12 protein-coding genes are annotated in these 15927 nt (G+C 41.1%); 10 read left to right on the top strand and 2 right to left on the bottom strand.

Features of this window, described 5'->3' with window-relative positions; translation table 11 throughout:
- Positions 1-90: 90 nt before the first annotated feature.
- From BSZ04_RS16760 to BSZ04_RS16745, 4 genes are all read left to right on the top strand, one after another.
- Positions 91-897 (top strand): hypothetical protein, encoded by an 807-nt coding sequence (locus BSZ04_RS16760; RefSeq protein ID WP_088880904.1) that lies wholly within the window; start codon positions 91-93, stop codon positions 895-897.
- A 461-nt stretch (positions 898-1358) separates the two neighbouring features.
- Positions 1359-2129, top strand: coding sequence for an efflux RND transporter periplasmic adaptor subunit (locus BSZ04_RS16755; RefSeq protein WP_038887147.1), 771 nt, complete (start codon positions 1359-1361; stop codon positions 2127-2129).
- Positions 2126-5173, top strand: a complete 3048-nt coding sequence (locus BSZ04_RS16750) for an efflux RND transporter permease subunit (RefSeq protein ID WP_088880903.1) — start codon at positions 2126-2128, stop codon at positions 5171-5173. Before BSZ04_RS16755 ends, BSZ04_RS16750 begins: the two co-directional genes overlap by 4 nt.
- 231 nt (positions 5174-5404) lie before the next feature.
- Positions 5405-6226, top strand: coding sequence for a hypothetical protein (locus tag BSZ04_RS16745; protein ID WP_088880902.1), 822 nt, complete (start codon positions 5405-5407; stop codon positions 6224-6226).
- Positions 6227-6316: 90 nt separating this feature from the next.
- Here BSZ04_RS16745 and BSZ04_RS16740 read toward each other — a convergent pair whose 3' ends face one another.
- The gene (locus BSZ04_RS16740; protein ID WP_088880901.1) at positions 6317-7747 is read right to left on the bottom strand and encodes a hypothetical protein; all 1431 of its coding nucleotides are present in this window, start codon (positions 7745-7747) and stop codon (positions 6317-6319) included.
- 148 nt (positions 7748-7895) lie between these two features.
- Between BSZ04_RS16740 and BSZ04_RS16735 the strand changes: the two genes are divergently transcribed.
- The 6 genes from BSZ04_RS16735 (at position 7896) to BSZ04_RS16710 (ending at position 14155) form a co-directional block, all read left to right on the top strand.
- Complete coding sequence (locus BSZ04_RS16735) at positions 7896-8399, top strand: hypothetical protein (RefSeq protein ID WP_088880900.1); 504 nt, start codon at positions 7896-7898, stop codon at positions 8397-8399.
- Positions 8400-8437: 38 nt separating this feature from the next.
- Entirely contained in the window at positions 8438-8740 is a 303-nt protein-coding gene (locus BSZ04_RS16730) for a hypothetical protein (protein WP_088880899.1), read from the top strand.
- Positions 8741-9215: 475 nt separating this feature from the next.
- Positions 9216-10223, top strand: coding sequence for a radical SAM family protein (locus BSZ04_RS16725; protein ID WP_088880898.1), 1008 nt, complete (start codon positions 9216-9218; stop codon positions 10221-10223).
- A complete protein-coding gene (locus BSZ04_RS16720) occupies positions 10217-11053 on the top strand; it encodes a histidinol-phosphatase (protein WP_088880897.1) in 837 nt (278 codons plus the stop codon). The genes BSZ04_RS16725 and BSZ04_RS16720 overlap by 7 nt, the downstream gene beginning before the upstream one ends.
- A complete protein-coding gene (locus BSZ04_RS16715) occupies positions 11050-12096 on the top strand; it encodes a phosphoribosyltransferase family protein (protein ID WP_088880896.1) in 1047 nt (348 codons plus the stop codon). The genes BSZ04_RS16720 and BSZ04_RS16715 overlap by 4 nt, the downstream gene beginning before the upstream one ends.
- Positions 12086-14155 (top strand): capsular polysaccharide synthesis protein, encoded by a 2070-nt coding sequence (locus tag BSZ04_RS16710; RefSeq protein ID WP_088880895.1) that lies wholly within the window; start codon positions 12086-12088, stop codon positions 14153-14155. Before BSZ04_RS16715 ends, BSZ04_RS16710 begins: the two co-directional genes overlap by 11 nt.
- A 201-nt stretch (positions 14156-14356) precedes the next feature.
- Here the strand turns inward: BSZ04_RS16710 and BSZ04_RS16705 are convergent, their stop codons facing one another.
- Positions 14357-15829 carry a carboxypeptidase M32 gene (locus BSZ04_RS16705; RefSeq protein WP_010447811.1) on the bottom strand — a complete coding sequence of 491 codons (1473 nt, stop codon included), beginning with the start codon at positions 15827-15829 and terminating at the stop codon, positions 14357-14359.
- Positions 15830-15927: the final 98 nt, after the last annotated feature.

Below are 15927 nucleotides of genomic sequence, written 5' to 3'. Positions count from 1 at the left end.
AGGTGCAGTTCCTAATTTAAAAAAATTGAAATTGATACTAATGGTGCCGTACCAGCAACTATTTATAGTAATGGTAACGTAGATGATGAATTGATACAGCATACTGCCGATGTATTAGCTGGCTATTTAGACAATGATGGCAATGGTGATTGGGATAACCTCCGAGTTGTGACTGAGCTAAGTAATAGTAATGCTGCTGTTATATTATTAGATGATGAGATTGATATTGAAACTTGGTTGTTAAGTTTACCAACAGACTTGCAGAATGAACTATTAAGCACCAACTTTGTTGACCTAAGAGTTAGTGATGTTGTTCTATGTAAGCAACCGGTATATGAGGATTGCAATTTTGATGCAACTTATGAAGAAGTGCTGCACCTTATTACATCTGTAGGCTATTCTCAAGTATATCCAGATGTTTTCGGTGAAAATACCAAAAGTCAAATTGCAAATTCGATGAATATTGCACGAGGTGATGAACTAGGAAACTACACTGATGAAAATCACTGTACTTATTTAGGTGATGAAGTCAATTGCTTATGGCCTCTGTCATACTTCGAGGCTTGGTTTGTTTATATAGATCCAACATGTGATTATGCTTGCCAAGTTAGTGAATATACTTATTGGAGTATCACTAGTCTAATTGGTATTCAAGTCTCTAATTACGCAGGGTATGAGTGGCGTTGTTCATATTTAAGCTCTTTCTCCGGAGATTATCTTTGCCGAAGAGAGCTAAATTCAGATGGTTCTGTTTCTGTTTTATATGGTCAAGAAGCCACTGTGAAAGATGGTGTTTTTAATGCAGGAAGAAACCCTTATTCGCTTCCAACTGTGATCCCTTTTGGAGGTTATCGAGTAAATGATCAACCAGTAATCTGGGAGATTTCTCATCTATAGGATACCCTCGATTATGTTGGGGTATGTATGTTTTATCCCAAACCTAAACAACGGCTTCATTCGGTGGTTTTTTCATTTCATATTTGTTTTATCCTTTTTACATTTTTATAGCAAATGACCTCATTAACGAGTGTTTTCTTCATTAAGTTCTAACCACTGACGACAAGAACATTCTCCACAAATTTATGGCGAAATTTTGTCCGAGACATATCTAGACGAGCCAAATTCTATAAAACCATCAATAGCGCAGCGGTTGGAAATTAGGCTTTTAGCGATGGCGATAGGGTATTGGGCTTGCCACTTTTTTTCCACATAGTGGGTGTTAACTTAGATCTTCGAAGTAGTCGACCCAATCTATTCTGCATACAAAAACAGTTAAGTGTTGTTATGTAATCGCACGAGTTTGTCAAGAACTTAACTGTCACGGGTTGATCTTGGCTAATTGGATTTGAGATAACTAAATGAATAAAAGATCTGCACTAATACCGTTGTTTTTCCTATCAAGTATTGCTCATGCCTCGAGTGATTACGTTGTCGGTCAGTTAATCCCTGAAAAAAGTGTCGTTGTTAAAAGTGAGGTTGCAGGAGTCGTCGACTCTTATGTTTATGACAATGGCGATTTGGTGACTCAAGGCCAAGAGTTACTGTCTTTGTCGTCGCAAGACTATTCGTTGAGCTTAGAGCTTGCGAGAAACGAGCTTGAAGTAAGTCGCGCTGAGCTCGATATTCAAGAAAAGCAATTGAAGCGCTATCAGTCTCTATTAAAGAGCAAAGGCGTGTCCGCGAGTGATGTCGATAATCAAATTCGTGTGACCAACATTGGCCGAGCTCAATTTAATGTCAGCAACACCCAATACAAAATTGCCGCAAGGACGCTAGATAAAGCAACGCCAGATGCTCCATTTGATGGCGTCATTATTGATCGTTCTGTAGAGATGGGGCAGTTTATCTCGGTAGGCGATCCTCTATTTACTATCGCAGATATGGATAAGTTAAAGGTCAGTTTCCACCTTTTGGAAATTGATTTTAACAAGTTCACCAAAGGTGAAGCGGTGAAAGTTGAAGTCCCTTCGGTGAATAAGACGCTAGATGGAACGATTACCTTACTTTCGCCTGCATTTAAAAACAGTGAACCAGGCTTCCTTGTTGAAGTCACCGTCCAAAACACTGAAGGTTTGCTGAACCCTGGCATGGAGTCTTATGTCTATTTCAATGATGAGGAGGCGATGTGAACTTCTTCTTAGAACTACTCTCTCATCGTAAGTTTGCCTCTAAAATACTGACGATTTTGATCATCAGTGTAGGGGCGTTAACTGCGTACAACCTACCGCTGGCGGAAAAGCCGCGATTCGATCTAGGTAAAGGGAATATTGTTACCGTTTATCCCGGAGCAAGTGCGAAAGACATCGAAAGCAATATTACCAGTAAGATTGAAAAAGAGTTGCTTTCCATTTCTGGCTTAAAAGAGTTTACGTCTACTTCTGAAACTGGCATTTCCAACATCAGTGTGGTGCTAGACAGTAACGTTTCAGACCCAAATGCGGTGTACCAAGACATTCGAGATGCTTTGGCAAGAGTATCTGACTTGCCCGCAGGAGTGACTGAAGCGCCAACACTTTCGATCAAAAAATCGTACAGTCTAGATTTCATGGTAGTGGGTATCTCAGGTGACGTTGGCTACAAAGCACTGCGACAGAAAGCCAAAGATCTTGAGCTCGCGTTGCGCCGCGTTGAGGGGATTGGTGAGGTTTATACCGTTGATTTACGCGCTCCTGAGTTCTTAATTCAGCTCGAACCAATTTCATTGCGCCGGTACGGTCTGACACTCGACCAAGTTGCAGCACTGATTGCCGAGCGTAACACTTTGATCAGTGGAGGACGTCTAGAGACGCTCAAGAACAACCCAGAATTAATGACATCGGCAGAGTTGGACAGTCTTGATGAGCTGAGAAACATGTTCATTTCATTCAGTCCCAATATCCAGCTAAAAGATGTCTCAGGTGTCATTGAGGATGGTTTTGAAAAAGGTGATGTTTACGGGTCGATAAATGGTAATAAGAGTATCCTATTTGATCTCAGGACCAATGAAGCAGCCGATGTCATTAGTACTTCCAATGCGGTTAAAGCGTTGATTGATAGCCAGCAAAGCTTGCTAGGGGATAGGTACACAATCGCAATCGGTTCTGATTTATCTGGAGATATTCAAGAAAAAGCGCGGATTGTGAAAGACAACGGTTTGGTAGGACTTGGTTTAGTGCTGATTACTCTGGCGCTGTTCCTAGACCGAAGAATCGCGTTTTGGGTTGCGGTTTCCATTCCAGTTTGTATTTTTGGCACCTTGGCTTTACTTCCACCTTTTGGCCAAATCCTCGATGTGTTTACCATGTCTGCATTGATTTTAATCGTCGGCATCATTGTGGATGATGCTGTCGTTGTCAGTGATAAAATCGTCGCGTTAGTCGAAGAGGGACACCCTGTTGAAACCGCTGTAACTCAGGGGGTGAAGAGCGTATTTCCTGCTGTATTAGCAAGTATTCTTTCAACCATGATCGCGTTTGTGCCGTTGCTCTTTTTACCTGGTAACAGTGGTAAGCTCGTTTATGTTATTCCGCTTACCGTGATTGTGGCGCTGTGTTTCTCGTTCGTTGACGCACTGTTCTTTATTCCTGCTCACCTAAAAGGTATTTTAACCAAGCGCAACCAACTCAAAAAGAAAGCCTTCTTAGATCTAACGATCCTTAATAGATTGATTGAGTTTGTTATTCGCAATAGTAAGTTGGCGTTACCATGTATCACTGTTGTGATCCTGAGTTTAGGTGCAATTTCTTATAAGAGCTTGAGTTTTTTGTTCTTCCCTACGGATGGCGCGTATCTGATCGAGATAAGTGCTGAGTCCAATCCAGAACTGGATTTGGATGACGTTTGGCAAGAAACTCAGAAATTAGAGTCACTGATTAAAAACACGGAAGAGGTAAATTACTGGTACGGAGAGGTGAGTTCACCAAATAGCTATTGGGTTATCTCACTAACACCACCTAATAGTCGAACCCGAACGGCAGAACAAATCGTTGAGGAGTGGGAAGAGAAAGCCACACAAATTACCGGGCTCGCACAGATCGAATTTGACATTGATGGTGGTGGGCCACCAGTTGGACGCCCAGTTGATTTACGTGTTGTTGGCGGAACGGACGAAGGTCGTGAGAACTTAGCCAATGACTTAACGGCATATATTGATGCTCTCGACGGAACCAGTCGTGTGCGTCGCGATTTGAACGCACCTGCACCGCAGATCCAAGCAGAACTACAGCACCATTGGTTAAAATATTATGGTATTAGCGCGAACCAAGTAGGTGACATTATCAAGTTCGCGATTGATGGTCAGCGAGTGACTCGCATCTTTAACGGTGAGGAAGAAGTGTACTTCCGAGTTGCGTTAGAAGAGGATGACAAGTCACTTGAGGAGCTCAATAACCTGTTAGTTCGTGCAAGTGATAACAAGCTCGTGCCTTTGAGCGAGTTGGTTCGATGGAAAAATGCAGACTCAGAAGCGCAGATCAAGCACTTTAATGGTGAACGAGTTATCCGCGTTTCTTCTGGGGTAGATGCTACGGTAACAGACCCTGTGGCGGTGTTTGCTTTGGTGCAACAAGAGTTTGCCAATAAAGAGTACGGCGGTGCATCGATCATCGCTACTGGTCAAATCCTTGAAACCCAGGAAGCACAACAAGGCTTTATCATTGCAATCAGCGTGGCGTTTATTGGCATCGCTCTGCTTCTCATCTTGTTGTTCGATAGGATGAGAGAGACGTTAATTGTCTTAATGGTGATTCCTTTTGGTATTGCAGGCGCGTTGTTCATTCTGTTCTTACACAATCAAGTTTTAAGTTTCTTCTCGATTATCGGGATGATCGCCTTGATTGGTATCATGGTGAATAACAGCTTAGTGTTGATCTGGCACTTTAAAGAACACGAATCGGATTGTAATAAAAGCAACTTATTAGAGTTTGTCATTCAAGGGACTCAAAGTCGCGTTCGACCAATAACATTAACGACCATCACGACGGTTGCTGGTCTAATTCCTTTGGCGTATGGGTTTGGTGGTTATGACAATTACATGTCTCCAATGGCGTTAGTAGTAGGATGGGGCTGTGTTATCTCGATGATAGTGACCCTTACGGTTATTCCATCCATCTACCTTTGGACTCATCGTAATAACGGCGTGCAATCGCCTAATGAAATGGATGAGAAGACAAATGATGCGATACTGGTTAAGTAACCATTAAAAACAAAAAGCCGAGCAATATGCTCGGCTTTCTTTCGATTTGACTGTTACAAGTAACGACCAATCAAATGATCTTTAAAGTGCTTAGCGTTTAAGACTTCAGAGCAACTTGATTTTTTTGAAATTCCCTTTTTGGTACATATAAATTATCCCTTTTTAAGATTATTTTTTTCTCCATATACTTACTCCTAAAGCCATTTAATGGAATAAAAGGAGAAAATTTAGATGAACGGTATTCACGAAACCACAATTTTTCATAAAGACCTTATTAACCACATAATGGAAATAGCTCAATCGTCAACGTACGGTAAAAGTAGTATCTGTAACGCTATCGACATTGTAAGAGCACTATGTAGTGACGTTCCCATATTCACGCTTAAAAGAGTATCTGGTCGTCGACCAAACAAAAAATTCCAGTCGTTCAGAACAGATAATGAATTCTTCGAAGGCTGGATAGTATTTGATGGTCATCCGAATGACTTTAGTTTTATAGCTGTACCGAGTATTCCTTGCCAGTGTGGTACGTATTTTCCAACGCTTACTAGCGTCGACGGTCAACCGAAGACTAAATACCCACTACCTGTCAATATGTGGGTAAACTACCAAACCTTAAGTGCTATGTTTCAAGGCGCACAGTTTACTTATAGCAACGGAAGAGTTTCTTTAAACAACAAAGAGCAAATGCGAAAACAGATCCAATTTTGGGAGGAACAGCTCAATCAGATTGACGGATGCATTATGTCGTATGTATTGGAACTGCATTATAGTGTCAGTGAATTACGTTCCCTATATCATACACCCCACTCCCAAATGGAGCAGTGGATTGACGAATTGGAAGCATTATTGAAGGTCGGGAAAAAGTTTGAAAGACCAAACTTCAAGTTACCTTTTCTGGCTAAAGGATTAACGGGAAATCACCGCGCAATACGTTTGTGTGTGCGTGCTAGGGTTGCTTTCTGGAGAGAGTGGAACCTGCATCGAGATGATATCCTTATCAGAGCGGAAACCTATCGACCAGCCAGTGGGGAATTTCTAAAAGCAGCATAGTTAATTCTCCTCAATACTCAGGCGCATAGTGGCATTCCGTGCAATGGTTGATGCCACTGTCAAACTGAAAGAGTTTGTTCCGGGCTTTACCTACACTTTAACCTTGGTAGTTATAGTGGGGGCTCTATCAAGTGCAAGGTCTAGATGAGCTGCAAAGCACTGATACATGTACCAAAGACAAGGTGCGATGTAATATGTTAGCCCTCCTTCAAATTTTTCCCATTGTTGCCAAAGCTCTTCGAAACTAGTAATACCTTTACCTGACATTCGTTCGAGATAGGAGTTATAAAGTGTTTTTGAGGCAACTTTAATACCATAGTGATCTAGCAGATATGTTGACCAGTCAAGAACTATAGAGGGCGATTCTTTATCCTCGTAATTATTTAAACAATAAAATGGTTTTTTATCATCGTCACTCTCATTGAACTTTTTTAGAAACCCCAACTGGACTGAGCACAGAGATGAAAGCACTTTGCCCAAAGAGAAATGGGTGCCCGCTTTTTCACCCGTATAGGTCAATACTCTAAGGTCATACGCTTCTGTAATGTACTCAAGTAGCACAGAAATATTTTCATCTGTTATAGCGCGTTCTGGTAAAGGGAATCCATGTATTTTAAAGTCCTCGGAAAGTAAAGATTTCATAACCCTAGTTCCTGACTTTGATTTCAAGAGTTTTAGGTCAATGGTGAGAACTTCAGAAGATGTTATATACGCAAGGGAGCCAGAGTAAACTTCAACGCCATTGTTCTCAATTTTGACTTTTAGGCCATTTTCGTATTCAGATGGTTCTCTCTCTACACAGTAGTTTAGAGTTTGGCACCAGACATGCTCCGCTATCGCGCAAAATTCGCGATGCAGTCCAAGCCATATTAAAGCCTCTCTACAGGCTCTTTTTTGAACAATATCTTTAGTCTTGTATGTCTCCTTACCTGTCTCTTTTTCTTTTAATTTTGTCGAGTCCACAAGCCCAGCTAGCTGAGCGTAGCAATACAAATCAAGCGCGCAAAATGGGTTCGCTTGCACACAAACAGAAAAAGCCAGATCAATAAAAAATGCTGGTGGTTTGGTACTGATGGACAGCTCTTCATCGGCCTGTAATTCTGCCTCTATTGATAAAACAGTGTCTTTGTTAATTTTTTTATCGGTTAGGTATGCTGAAATAAGAGCAAGCCCTAAGGTTAAGTTAACATTACCTATTTTTTTTAGGGATTGTGTTAGTTCTTTCGTTGATTCATGCTCATCGGGCACGAAAGGTGTTATCGCTCCGGCATAATTTGGATGGGAACATAATGACCTCACTTGCAGTAAGCAAAGGACATAGTGCTTAACATATATTCTGTCGTCGCATGAAACATCGTACCAGTCTAGTTTCTGATTAATCTTGTTTTCCAATGTAAGGTACCAAGAGCTACGTCCTCTTTCTTCTTCATTTTTCACCCAACCCAAGGCTCGGATTTGGCCCCAAAGCAGTAAGTCAAAGACCTTATAGAGCATTTTCGTTTCTTTTTTAACTCGTGGCATATTTGTTCCCTTTTTAGTACATCTTAATTGTACCTTAGACGGAATTTTCTATTCAACATAAACTTACATACGAAAAATGATGGAGTACAAAAGAGCGAGAATTAATAGCTTTTGTGCTTAAAAACGAACAATGATAGTTGAGGAGTCTATGACCAAGAAAATGGAAAGAGGAAGAGTAAAGAGTTACAAAATTAACCCAGGGCTTGAGTTCGTAAAAGCTCACTTTACGAAACTATATGGTGAAAAGCAGGACTCTGGCTCTAGTAACTCAAATCTACCACCAATCGGGATAACCGCCTCTGAGGAATATATTGAACTTGCGGGAATTATTTCCTCCGAGAAACATTTATACCACCCAAAAGGTACGCTCTGCCTGCTTTTTGTCGATGACAAAAGAGGAAGAAGAGTTAGGGAAAGAGGAAACAGTAATCTAGGGTATTCGGGTTACTGTCACGCAATCATTTTCGATGGTGAAAAGTGGAGAAAGTTTAAATTGAGTGAGTTAGCCCCCTATAGAGACCGTTCGTATGAATATGCCAGTCAGCGCAGAGATGTTCTAGAAGGCTTGCAATCCGTAGTCTCCCGATTTAGAGGAAGACTGGCATATTACGATTCGAGCACTAGATGCTTTCGAATAAAGAGCCGTATTTAACTTATTGATATATTCTGCTGAGAGAGAAGTTAAGGTATATGATTGAAACACTAAGTCATTGTTTAGAATGGAATGAGGCTTCCCTGGATACTCGCCCCATGAAACTTCCTGAAAGTGGCGAGAGGGTACTAGCTTATCTGCCAGAGTACCCGTGGTTTACAATGGTAACTTTTTTCCGTGATGAGACAGGACCGTTTTTTGTGGTTCACTGTATCGTCGATTACGATTTTGGGATGCCTTCTGGTGGAAGTATTATTGATGTAGGAGAAAAAAAACTGTTTTGGACTCGATTATCTCCTGAGCTTCCTTTCGCTAAATGGGGGACTGAGATTCAGGGTTAGTTGATAGTTATCAACTAATAAAGGAAGCCTTCAGAAACAATAATCCTCTTACTAAGGTCTGGCTCGCTTCATCGCTCAATATGATGTTCATCAAAATATATAATGTCACAGGAAATATTATTAAACTATAGCAAAATATGGATCAATATTGGTGTCAACTTTAATATGAGCATACTTTCCACTCCATGGTTATTCTCTGTGATGTGACAAAGCTCATTCAGAATATAAGTATTTCGGTGATTGCGATAGCTTGTCTCGAAAGTAGATGATCGGAATTCTCGAAAATATGCACTTGACTACAATAATTTAAGTGTTTGAAAATTATTTGGATTCTAGAGATCGATTTCCTAACAGATAGTTCTCATGCTCAACAGGTGAGCTTTGCGAGAGCGGTAGAGAGACTAAAACGGATTAGTGAGTATTGCGAAAGCAATTTGGGCGAACAAAAACTATAAATAAGTACATTTGAGTTAATATGAAGTTAAAAAACCATCTGCTATACATCGATATTACACAATTTTGTGGTATCGGCTGCGACTTTTGCATGTACACAGAAAAGCACGCAAAGAGTCACTTAAAGCTATCTTCTAAAGCTGTAACTAACCTGTCTAGGTTAATAAATGATCCGGAAGTAAAAAGAATATCCGTCAGTGGAGAAGGGGAGCCGCTTAACAATATCCACGTTTTTTATCAGATTCTTGCGCTCTCGAAAGGAAATAGAAAGTTTGAGTTCATCACTAGCGGCTACCTAGAATATGAAAAACTAAAAAATGCTTTAAGAGAGATAGATCGAATAGTTGAATCCAATGGTGATGACTGCAACATTAGGCTTAGCTCTGATTCTCATCACATACCCAAGCTTAAGCACCTTCCACACGGTAAATGTATCCATGACTTCAAAGAAGGCACATACAACAATCTGACGCTGTCCTTTCGTTCGATTGACCCTGACAGAAAATTCACAAGACGATATCTAATTGACCAAGCCAAAGCTATTGGCTTCAACGCTCAAGTTAGAGCAACTGGTGCTCTTGAGGATGTAGTCATGGTAGACGGCACTGAATTCCGAATTGATTATAAGAATCTCGTTAAGCCACATGGTATGTATGCACAATACATGAGTATGTGGCAGTACATAGACAGCATAGAACAGAAAATGGGTAAGCCGTTCACACTGGGTAGTATCAACAAACAAGAGAATGGCTTAGATGTGACGATTAAGCCTAACGGTGATGTGTACTTGTACGGTCTTGAAATGAGATGTCTGGGAAACATCCATGAAGACCAAATATCCTATGAATTCATAACGGAAGTGTTGCTCTCAAATGAAGTTATGCGAAAGCTGTATGAGGAGCCGTTTAGGGACGTTATCTTTTCTTTTGGTGATAGAGAAGTTATTAGTAAAGCCATTGAAACCGTAAATAACCCCTATTGGTTGATGAAGGAAATCTACGAAGAAATTAGGTTGGACTTGGTATGCTAGATCTCCACACTCATAGCCAATATTCAAAGCATGCTAAAGGTGAAATTGAGGATGTTGTAAAGTCAGCTATCGCTAAAGACATCAAAATTTTATGCTTAACAGATCACGCTCCGTACCTCGTAGATAGCAAAAATCGAATTTTAGCCTCTGAATTAGTGAGTTATGTCGAGGAAGTTAGGTTCATAGCAGCCAAGTACTCTAAAAATATTAAAGTTCTTGTCGGCTTGGAGGTTGATTATCATCCTGCACATGAAGATTACATCGCCAATCTCATACAATCTGTAGAAGTGGATTATGTTATCGGAGCAATACACTATGTGTATGTTGATGGCGTGAAAATTAATGTATGGGACATTGAGAACTTATCGACCAAGGAATTTCTCGACAACTATTTTTGTTATCTGCACAAAATGATTCTAAGTGGTTTTTTTGATTCTATTGCTCACCCCGATACGATCATGCGCGGAGGCATAGAGGCCCGAGAGTTCTATGAGCGTTTTGTTTTTCTTTTGCAAGACATGAAAGTTCATGATGTTGCTTATGAAATTAACTGTTCTTCACTTACAAAATCGAACTACAACCCTGAATCAAAGAGCAAGACTAAGGGTGAAGCTGTTTATCCAAATTATGACCTTGTTACCACAATGGTAGAGCAAGGTCTGAGTTTTACTATCGGCTCAGATGCCCACTCTCCATCAAATGTTGGCTTTGGAGTTCGTGAAAATCTAGAACTATGCGTAAAAGCTGGAATGGATTCTATAACCTATTACGAAGCTAGGAAACCTGTTGTTTTGCCAATAAATCAATTGTTGAGAGTGGAGTGCTCATGAGACTAAATATGAAAAAGGACCGATCAGAGTTTTCGTTTGAGTTCTTTAAAGAATTGAGAAAAAAATTATGTGTCGAAATGCGCTCCAATGAGATGTCTGTTAGAGACTATAACCAACAGTTCAACACTATTGCTTCGGTCGTCATTTCTCATGATAACTCTGGCTTTCATCACATGCTTCACAAGGAGGATGCGAATGATTTTGCTAAGACTTATAGCAGAGCAAAGCACGGGAGCATGAAAGACATTGTTACTTTGTCTGAAATGGTTGTTTCGACTTTTATAGCTCAGTTTGATGATACGCAAAGCTCAATATTTCAGTTGTTTCAAGGACTCGATGTAGACTCTGACACGTTGGTGTTGATGGTTCCCGGATCTAGGAATATAGAATCTTCATCGAATGTAATGTTTGATATTGCCCTTAGAAAGATAAACGTGTTTTTGGCGCGAAACAATTACCCGACAATCGTAAATGTAAAACTGCCTCGGCTAGATCCGCCTGTTGAAAACTATGCGGCATTATCTCAGGCGGAAAGGGAAGAGATCTCAAAGGTAAGAGATCATATATTGCCCGGAAAAGAATTCTATAAGAACAGGAATGTTCACTTGTTCTTTGGGGACGATGTTCTGATTACGGGCGCAACAGCAGACAAAGTGGTGAGTTCTGCACTGCAACAAGGTGCTAAGTCATTCCATTCGATATATGCAGCTGTCGTCGATCCTGTTCTTGTTGAACGTATGCCAGAAATCGAGAACATGTTGAATACGAGTTGTCTTAAGGGAGGGGTTTGTCAGACCTTTATCGAGAGTGTTTGTAACGAGCAGCTAGTTCCTGTGATGAAAACCTACAACATACTTTTAGATCCTAGTAATTATGATGCGTTGACTCAGAAAATCGCATACATTCCAAGTAAAGTTCTAGAAACGCTATATGTTTACGCGATGAATAATGGATATAATAGTCATTCAAAATACAGAGACTCCGTTCTGTACGTAGAAGAGTATTTAAGTCAAAAAGGTAACTCAATTGTACATGTTGAATGAGTGTCTGATACGACTTCTCGACTGGTTATTTGTATTCATCAAGCGGTTTTCGAAGAAAAGCAGCGATGTCAGGCATGTGGTTTTCGTTAACTGGAATGGTAAATACGGCGATGCTATCGCGTCCACTCCGATCATCAAGTTCCTAACATCCCGCTGCGGCATAAGAGTAAGTGTTATTGCCAACGAACCATTGCGAACTCTTTACTGCTCGGTGATACAAGTAGATTCTTTTCACGCGATTGAAAAGAATTTCGGCTGGCTTGACCTATTTAAGATTGCATTCAACGTGAAGAGGTGTGATGCAGTTGTTCCCCTATTTGGTAAGCTCGGCGTTAAGGATATCCTGTTTGTTTTGCTCTTGAACCCTAAAGTTATTTTCAGTACGGATAGTACGTTAAAAATTTCAAGTAAGGAGTTTATTGAACAATCGAAACACAATGATATCTACGGAATGTACCAGTTGGTTATTCGTATGGTTACCGGTGGGGGCAATACCTTGGATGAAGCTTCTTTGTGTGAAGAGAATAGTAGCTGTGCCAAAAGCTATGATTATCTGATCAATGCTTACGGTAGTCGGAAAGATAAGTCCCTTTCTGTTGATAAAACTAAGTCTCTTATAATGCATTTAGCTTTGCATCACTGCGATAGTCACTTTGGTGTTATGCACTCTCCTAGTTCTATGCAGTCAGCGTCACAGTTGGTTGAGGACTTGAGTTTATCTAATGTTGAGTTAGTAAAAGGAATAACCAGTTTTGAGAGCGTTATTCCGATCATTCGTAATTCAGGGGTATTGATCTCAGTAGACACATCTCTTGTCCATGTTTCTAAAGTGTTAAATAAAAATGTTGTCGCGATCTACCCAGAGACAAAGTATTTTAATATTTGGCAACCGCCAATAAGTAGAAATTTTGAAGTTGTTTATAGTAAGGGCATAGTCGACTTTGGCCAAACGAAAGATATGAATCAATTTGAAAACACAGATGTCGACTATGCATTAAACCGAATTAATAACATTAATAGGTTGGCAAACAAAAAAGTCGTGTTCTTGTACTGGCATTCTCCCAAAGACGTTATGCCTATCGGTCATGCGATGAACATAAGAAACTTAGAGTCTAGATTAAGTGGTAGTGATTGGGTTGTTATTGTCACTACGTTAGACAAGCGTTCACCTGATTACATTGAAAACTACATACCCTTACCACCGTACTTTCACCAACTGATAGAGAAGACTGGTGATCCTAGTATTAAGCATGGAAACCATAGCGATATTATTCGGCTTAGGCTTTTGGAAAAGTATGGCGGTGTTTATCTAGATACAAGCACAATCTTTCTCAAATCTGATTTTAAAGATGTGTCTCTATATCAGAGGCTTAATAAATCTTCCGTTGCTTCTTTCGCTGGCTATACAAACGTTACTTTTACTCGCAAGGGTGAAGATGGTCGGAATTACTTTGAAGAGGCTAAGGACGGAATCGAATTATGCATCCTATACGCTAATAAATCGTCTAGAGTTTTGCAGGCTCTCAATGAGGAAATCGACAAATACTGGCAATGGAAGAGTGTAGATAAAGATTACCGAGACTATCCTCCATTTAAAGAGTTTGGGCTGAAAGAAATTAGCTTCTTGAACGAGTACCATATTCACTATTCAATTTACCATCTCATTATTACTAGACAGCCAGAGTTACTCTCGGAAATACTTGTGGAAAGTATGCACATGACTGGTAAGGAAGAGTCAAAAGCACATGGTCCCTACGCCTTAACAGACCTTTTTTGTCGAGGAGACAGTGCCTATGAGCCTGCTTCAGCTGATTCGTTATTGCAGTGTTTTCTTGAAGGTGAGCTAGAGAGTTGTCATGGAGTGCCCACTTCGTTAGGTGACCGTATTAACATAAGTAAAGAGATGGACCTAATAAAGATACCAGGCTATTTGAGAGTGTCTTTGGAGAGAGAGTTTTGCTGTATGGAAGACTTCTTTAGTAGAGTTAGCCTCTATCAGGAGTTCTATAGCTTTTGTTCCCTCGACCACGTTTCGCAAAGTGCAAGCACTACAGCTTGAAGCCTGGCATAAGACAGTGGCCCACTACGCGGAAGTGTAGTGGACCAGCTTATTTTGTATAGTTTTTGTGTGAGCCAAAGAACTCTTCATTGTTTATCTGATGGTTTTCTCCAATATCTTCAACGCGAGACTTAACTGCGCGCGCTCTTCTTCTGCTATATCTAATTCATTGCAGCCTAACGGACAGCTCTTTGGTCACAATTACAAGTAACGACCAATCAAATGATCTTTAAAGTGCTTAGCGTTTAAGACTTCACCAGTCGCTTGTGTGACCAAGTCATCAGTAGATAGTAGGCTTCCTTGGCTCCAAATATTGTCAGATAACCATGTGAAGATTGGTGACAGATCACCGGAGCGAATCGCGCCATCCACGTCCACAGTTTTCTTCATAGCAGCCATAAACTGTGCCGCATACATCGCGCCGAGTGTATAGCTTGGGAAATAGCCAAATGAACCGTCGGTCCAGTGGATGTCTTGCATACAACCGTTTTTGAAGTTCCCTTCTGTTGATAGACCAAGATAAGACTTCATCTTTTCATTCCACAACTCTGGCACGTCGGTATGTTTGATCACGCCATTCATCAGGTCGCGCTCAATCTCGTAACGTAGGATGACGTGAGCTGGGTAGGTTAACTCGTCAGCGTCAACTCGGATAAAGCCTTTCTCTACGTGAGTGTAGATTTTTGATAGGTTATCTTGTGCAAACTCAGGGCCTTCAAAGTGGTTCGAAGCCAGGCGTGCTAGGTGTTCTACAAATCCTTGGCTACGACCGACTTGCATCTCAAAGAACAGAGATTGAGACTCATGGATTCCCATTGAGCGTGCTTGACCTGCCATAGTGCCCGCTAGCGATTTAGGTAAACCTTGCTCGTAACGCGCGTGACCAGTTTCGTGCACGATACCCATTAGAGACTGAACAAATTCGCTCTCGTCATAACGAGTAGTAATTCGTACATCGGTTGGTACACCACCACAGAAAGGGTGAACACTTTCATCGAGACGGCCATGCTCAAAATCGAACTGCAAAAGCTTCATGACTTCTAGACCCAATGCCTTTTGCTTTTCAGCAGGGTAGTGGCCGTTAGGCAGTAGAATATTGTTCGACTTTTGTTTCTCGATAGCGTCATCGATTAGATTCGGTAGCCACGTTTTAACGTCTGCAAATAGAGCATCGAGTGAAGCGGAAGTTGTGCCAGGTTCATAAATATCTAGCATTGCATCGTAAGGCGTCGTGCCATTGGCTTCCGCTCGGATTTGCGCTTCTTCTTGAGAAAGTTTGACCACTTCTGCCCAGTTCTTTTCGAACCCCGCCCAGTCATTGTCACCACGCTGAGTACGCCAAGCGTGTTCACACTTTGAGCCCGCTAGGGACTGGGCTTGAACTAATGACTCTGGTAATAGGTTAGCCTGCTGCCAATCACGTTTCATTTCGCGAAGTACGGCTTGCTCTTTAGCAGATAGTGACTCTTCTTCTGCTTGAGCAAATAGGTCACCAAGGTGTGGCTGAGTCATTAAAGAGTGGATGTGGACTTCTAATTCTGCCACTGCATTAGATCGAGCTTCTGCACCGCCTGCGGGCATAACGGCTGCCTGATCCCAACCAACAATGGATGCTAAATGACCGAAGTTGAAGACTTTATTTGAATGTTCGACGAGTTTTTGAAATGCGCTCATGTGACTACTCTTTTGTATTTTCTTTCCTTAAACGCCCCAAAGGGGTCCTTGAACCTAAGGTTCCTTCTCTTGGTGCTGGATGCAGAACAAGATAAAGC

The sequence above is a fragment of the Vibrio rotiferianus genome, from assembly GCF_002214395.1.
Taxonomy (GTDB): Bacteria; Pseudomonadota; Gammaproteobacteria; order Enterobacterales; family Vibrionaceae; genus Vibrio; species Vibrio rotiferianus.
Note: the sequence above shows the minus strand (reverse complement) of the source record. Positions and strands in the feature narration are given on the sequence as shown.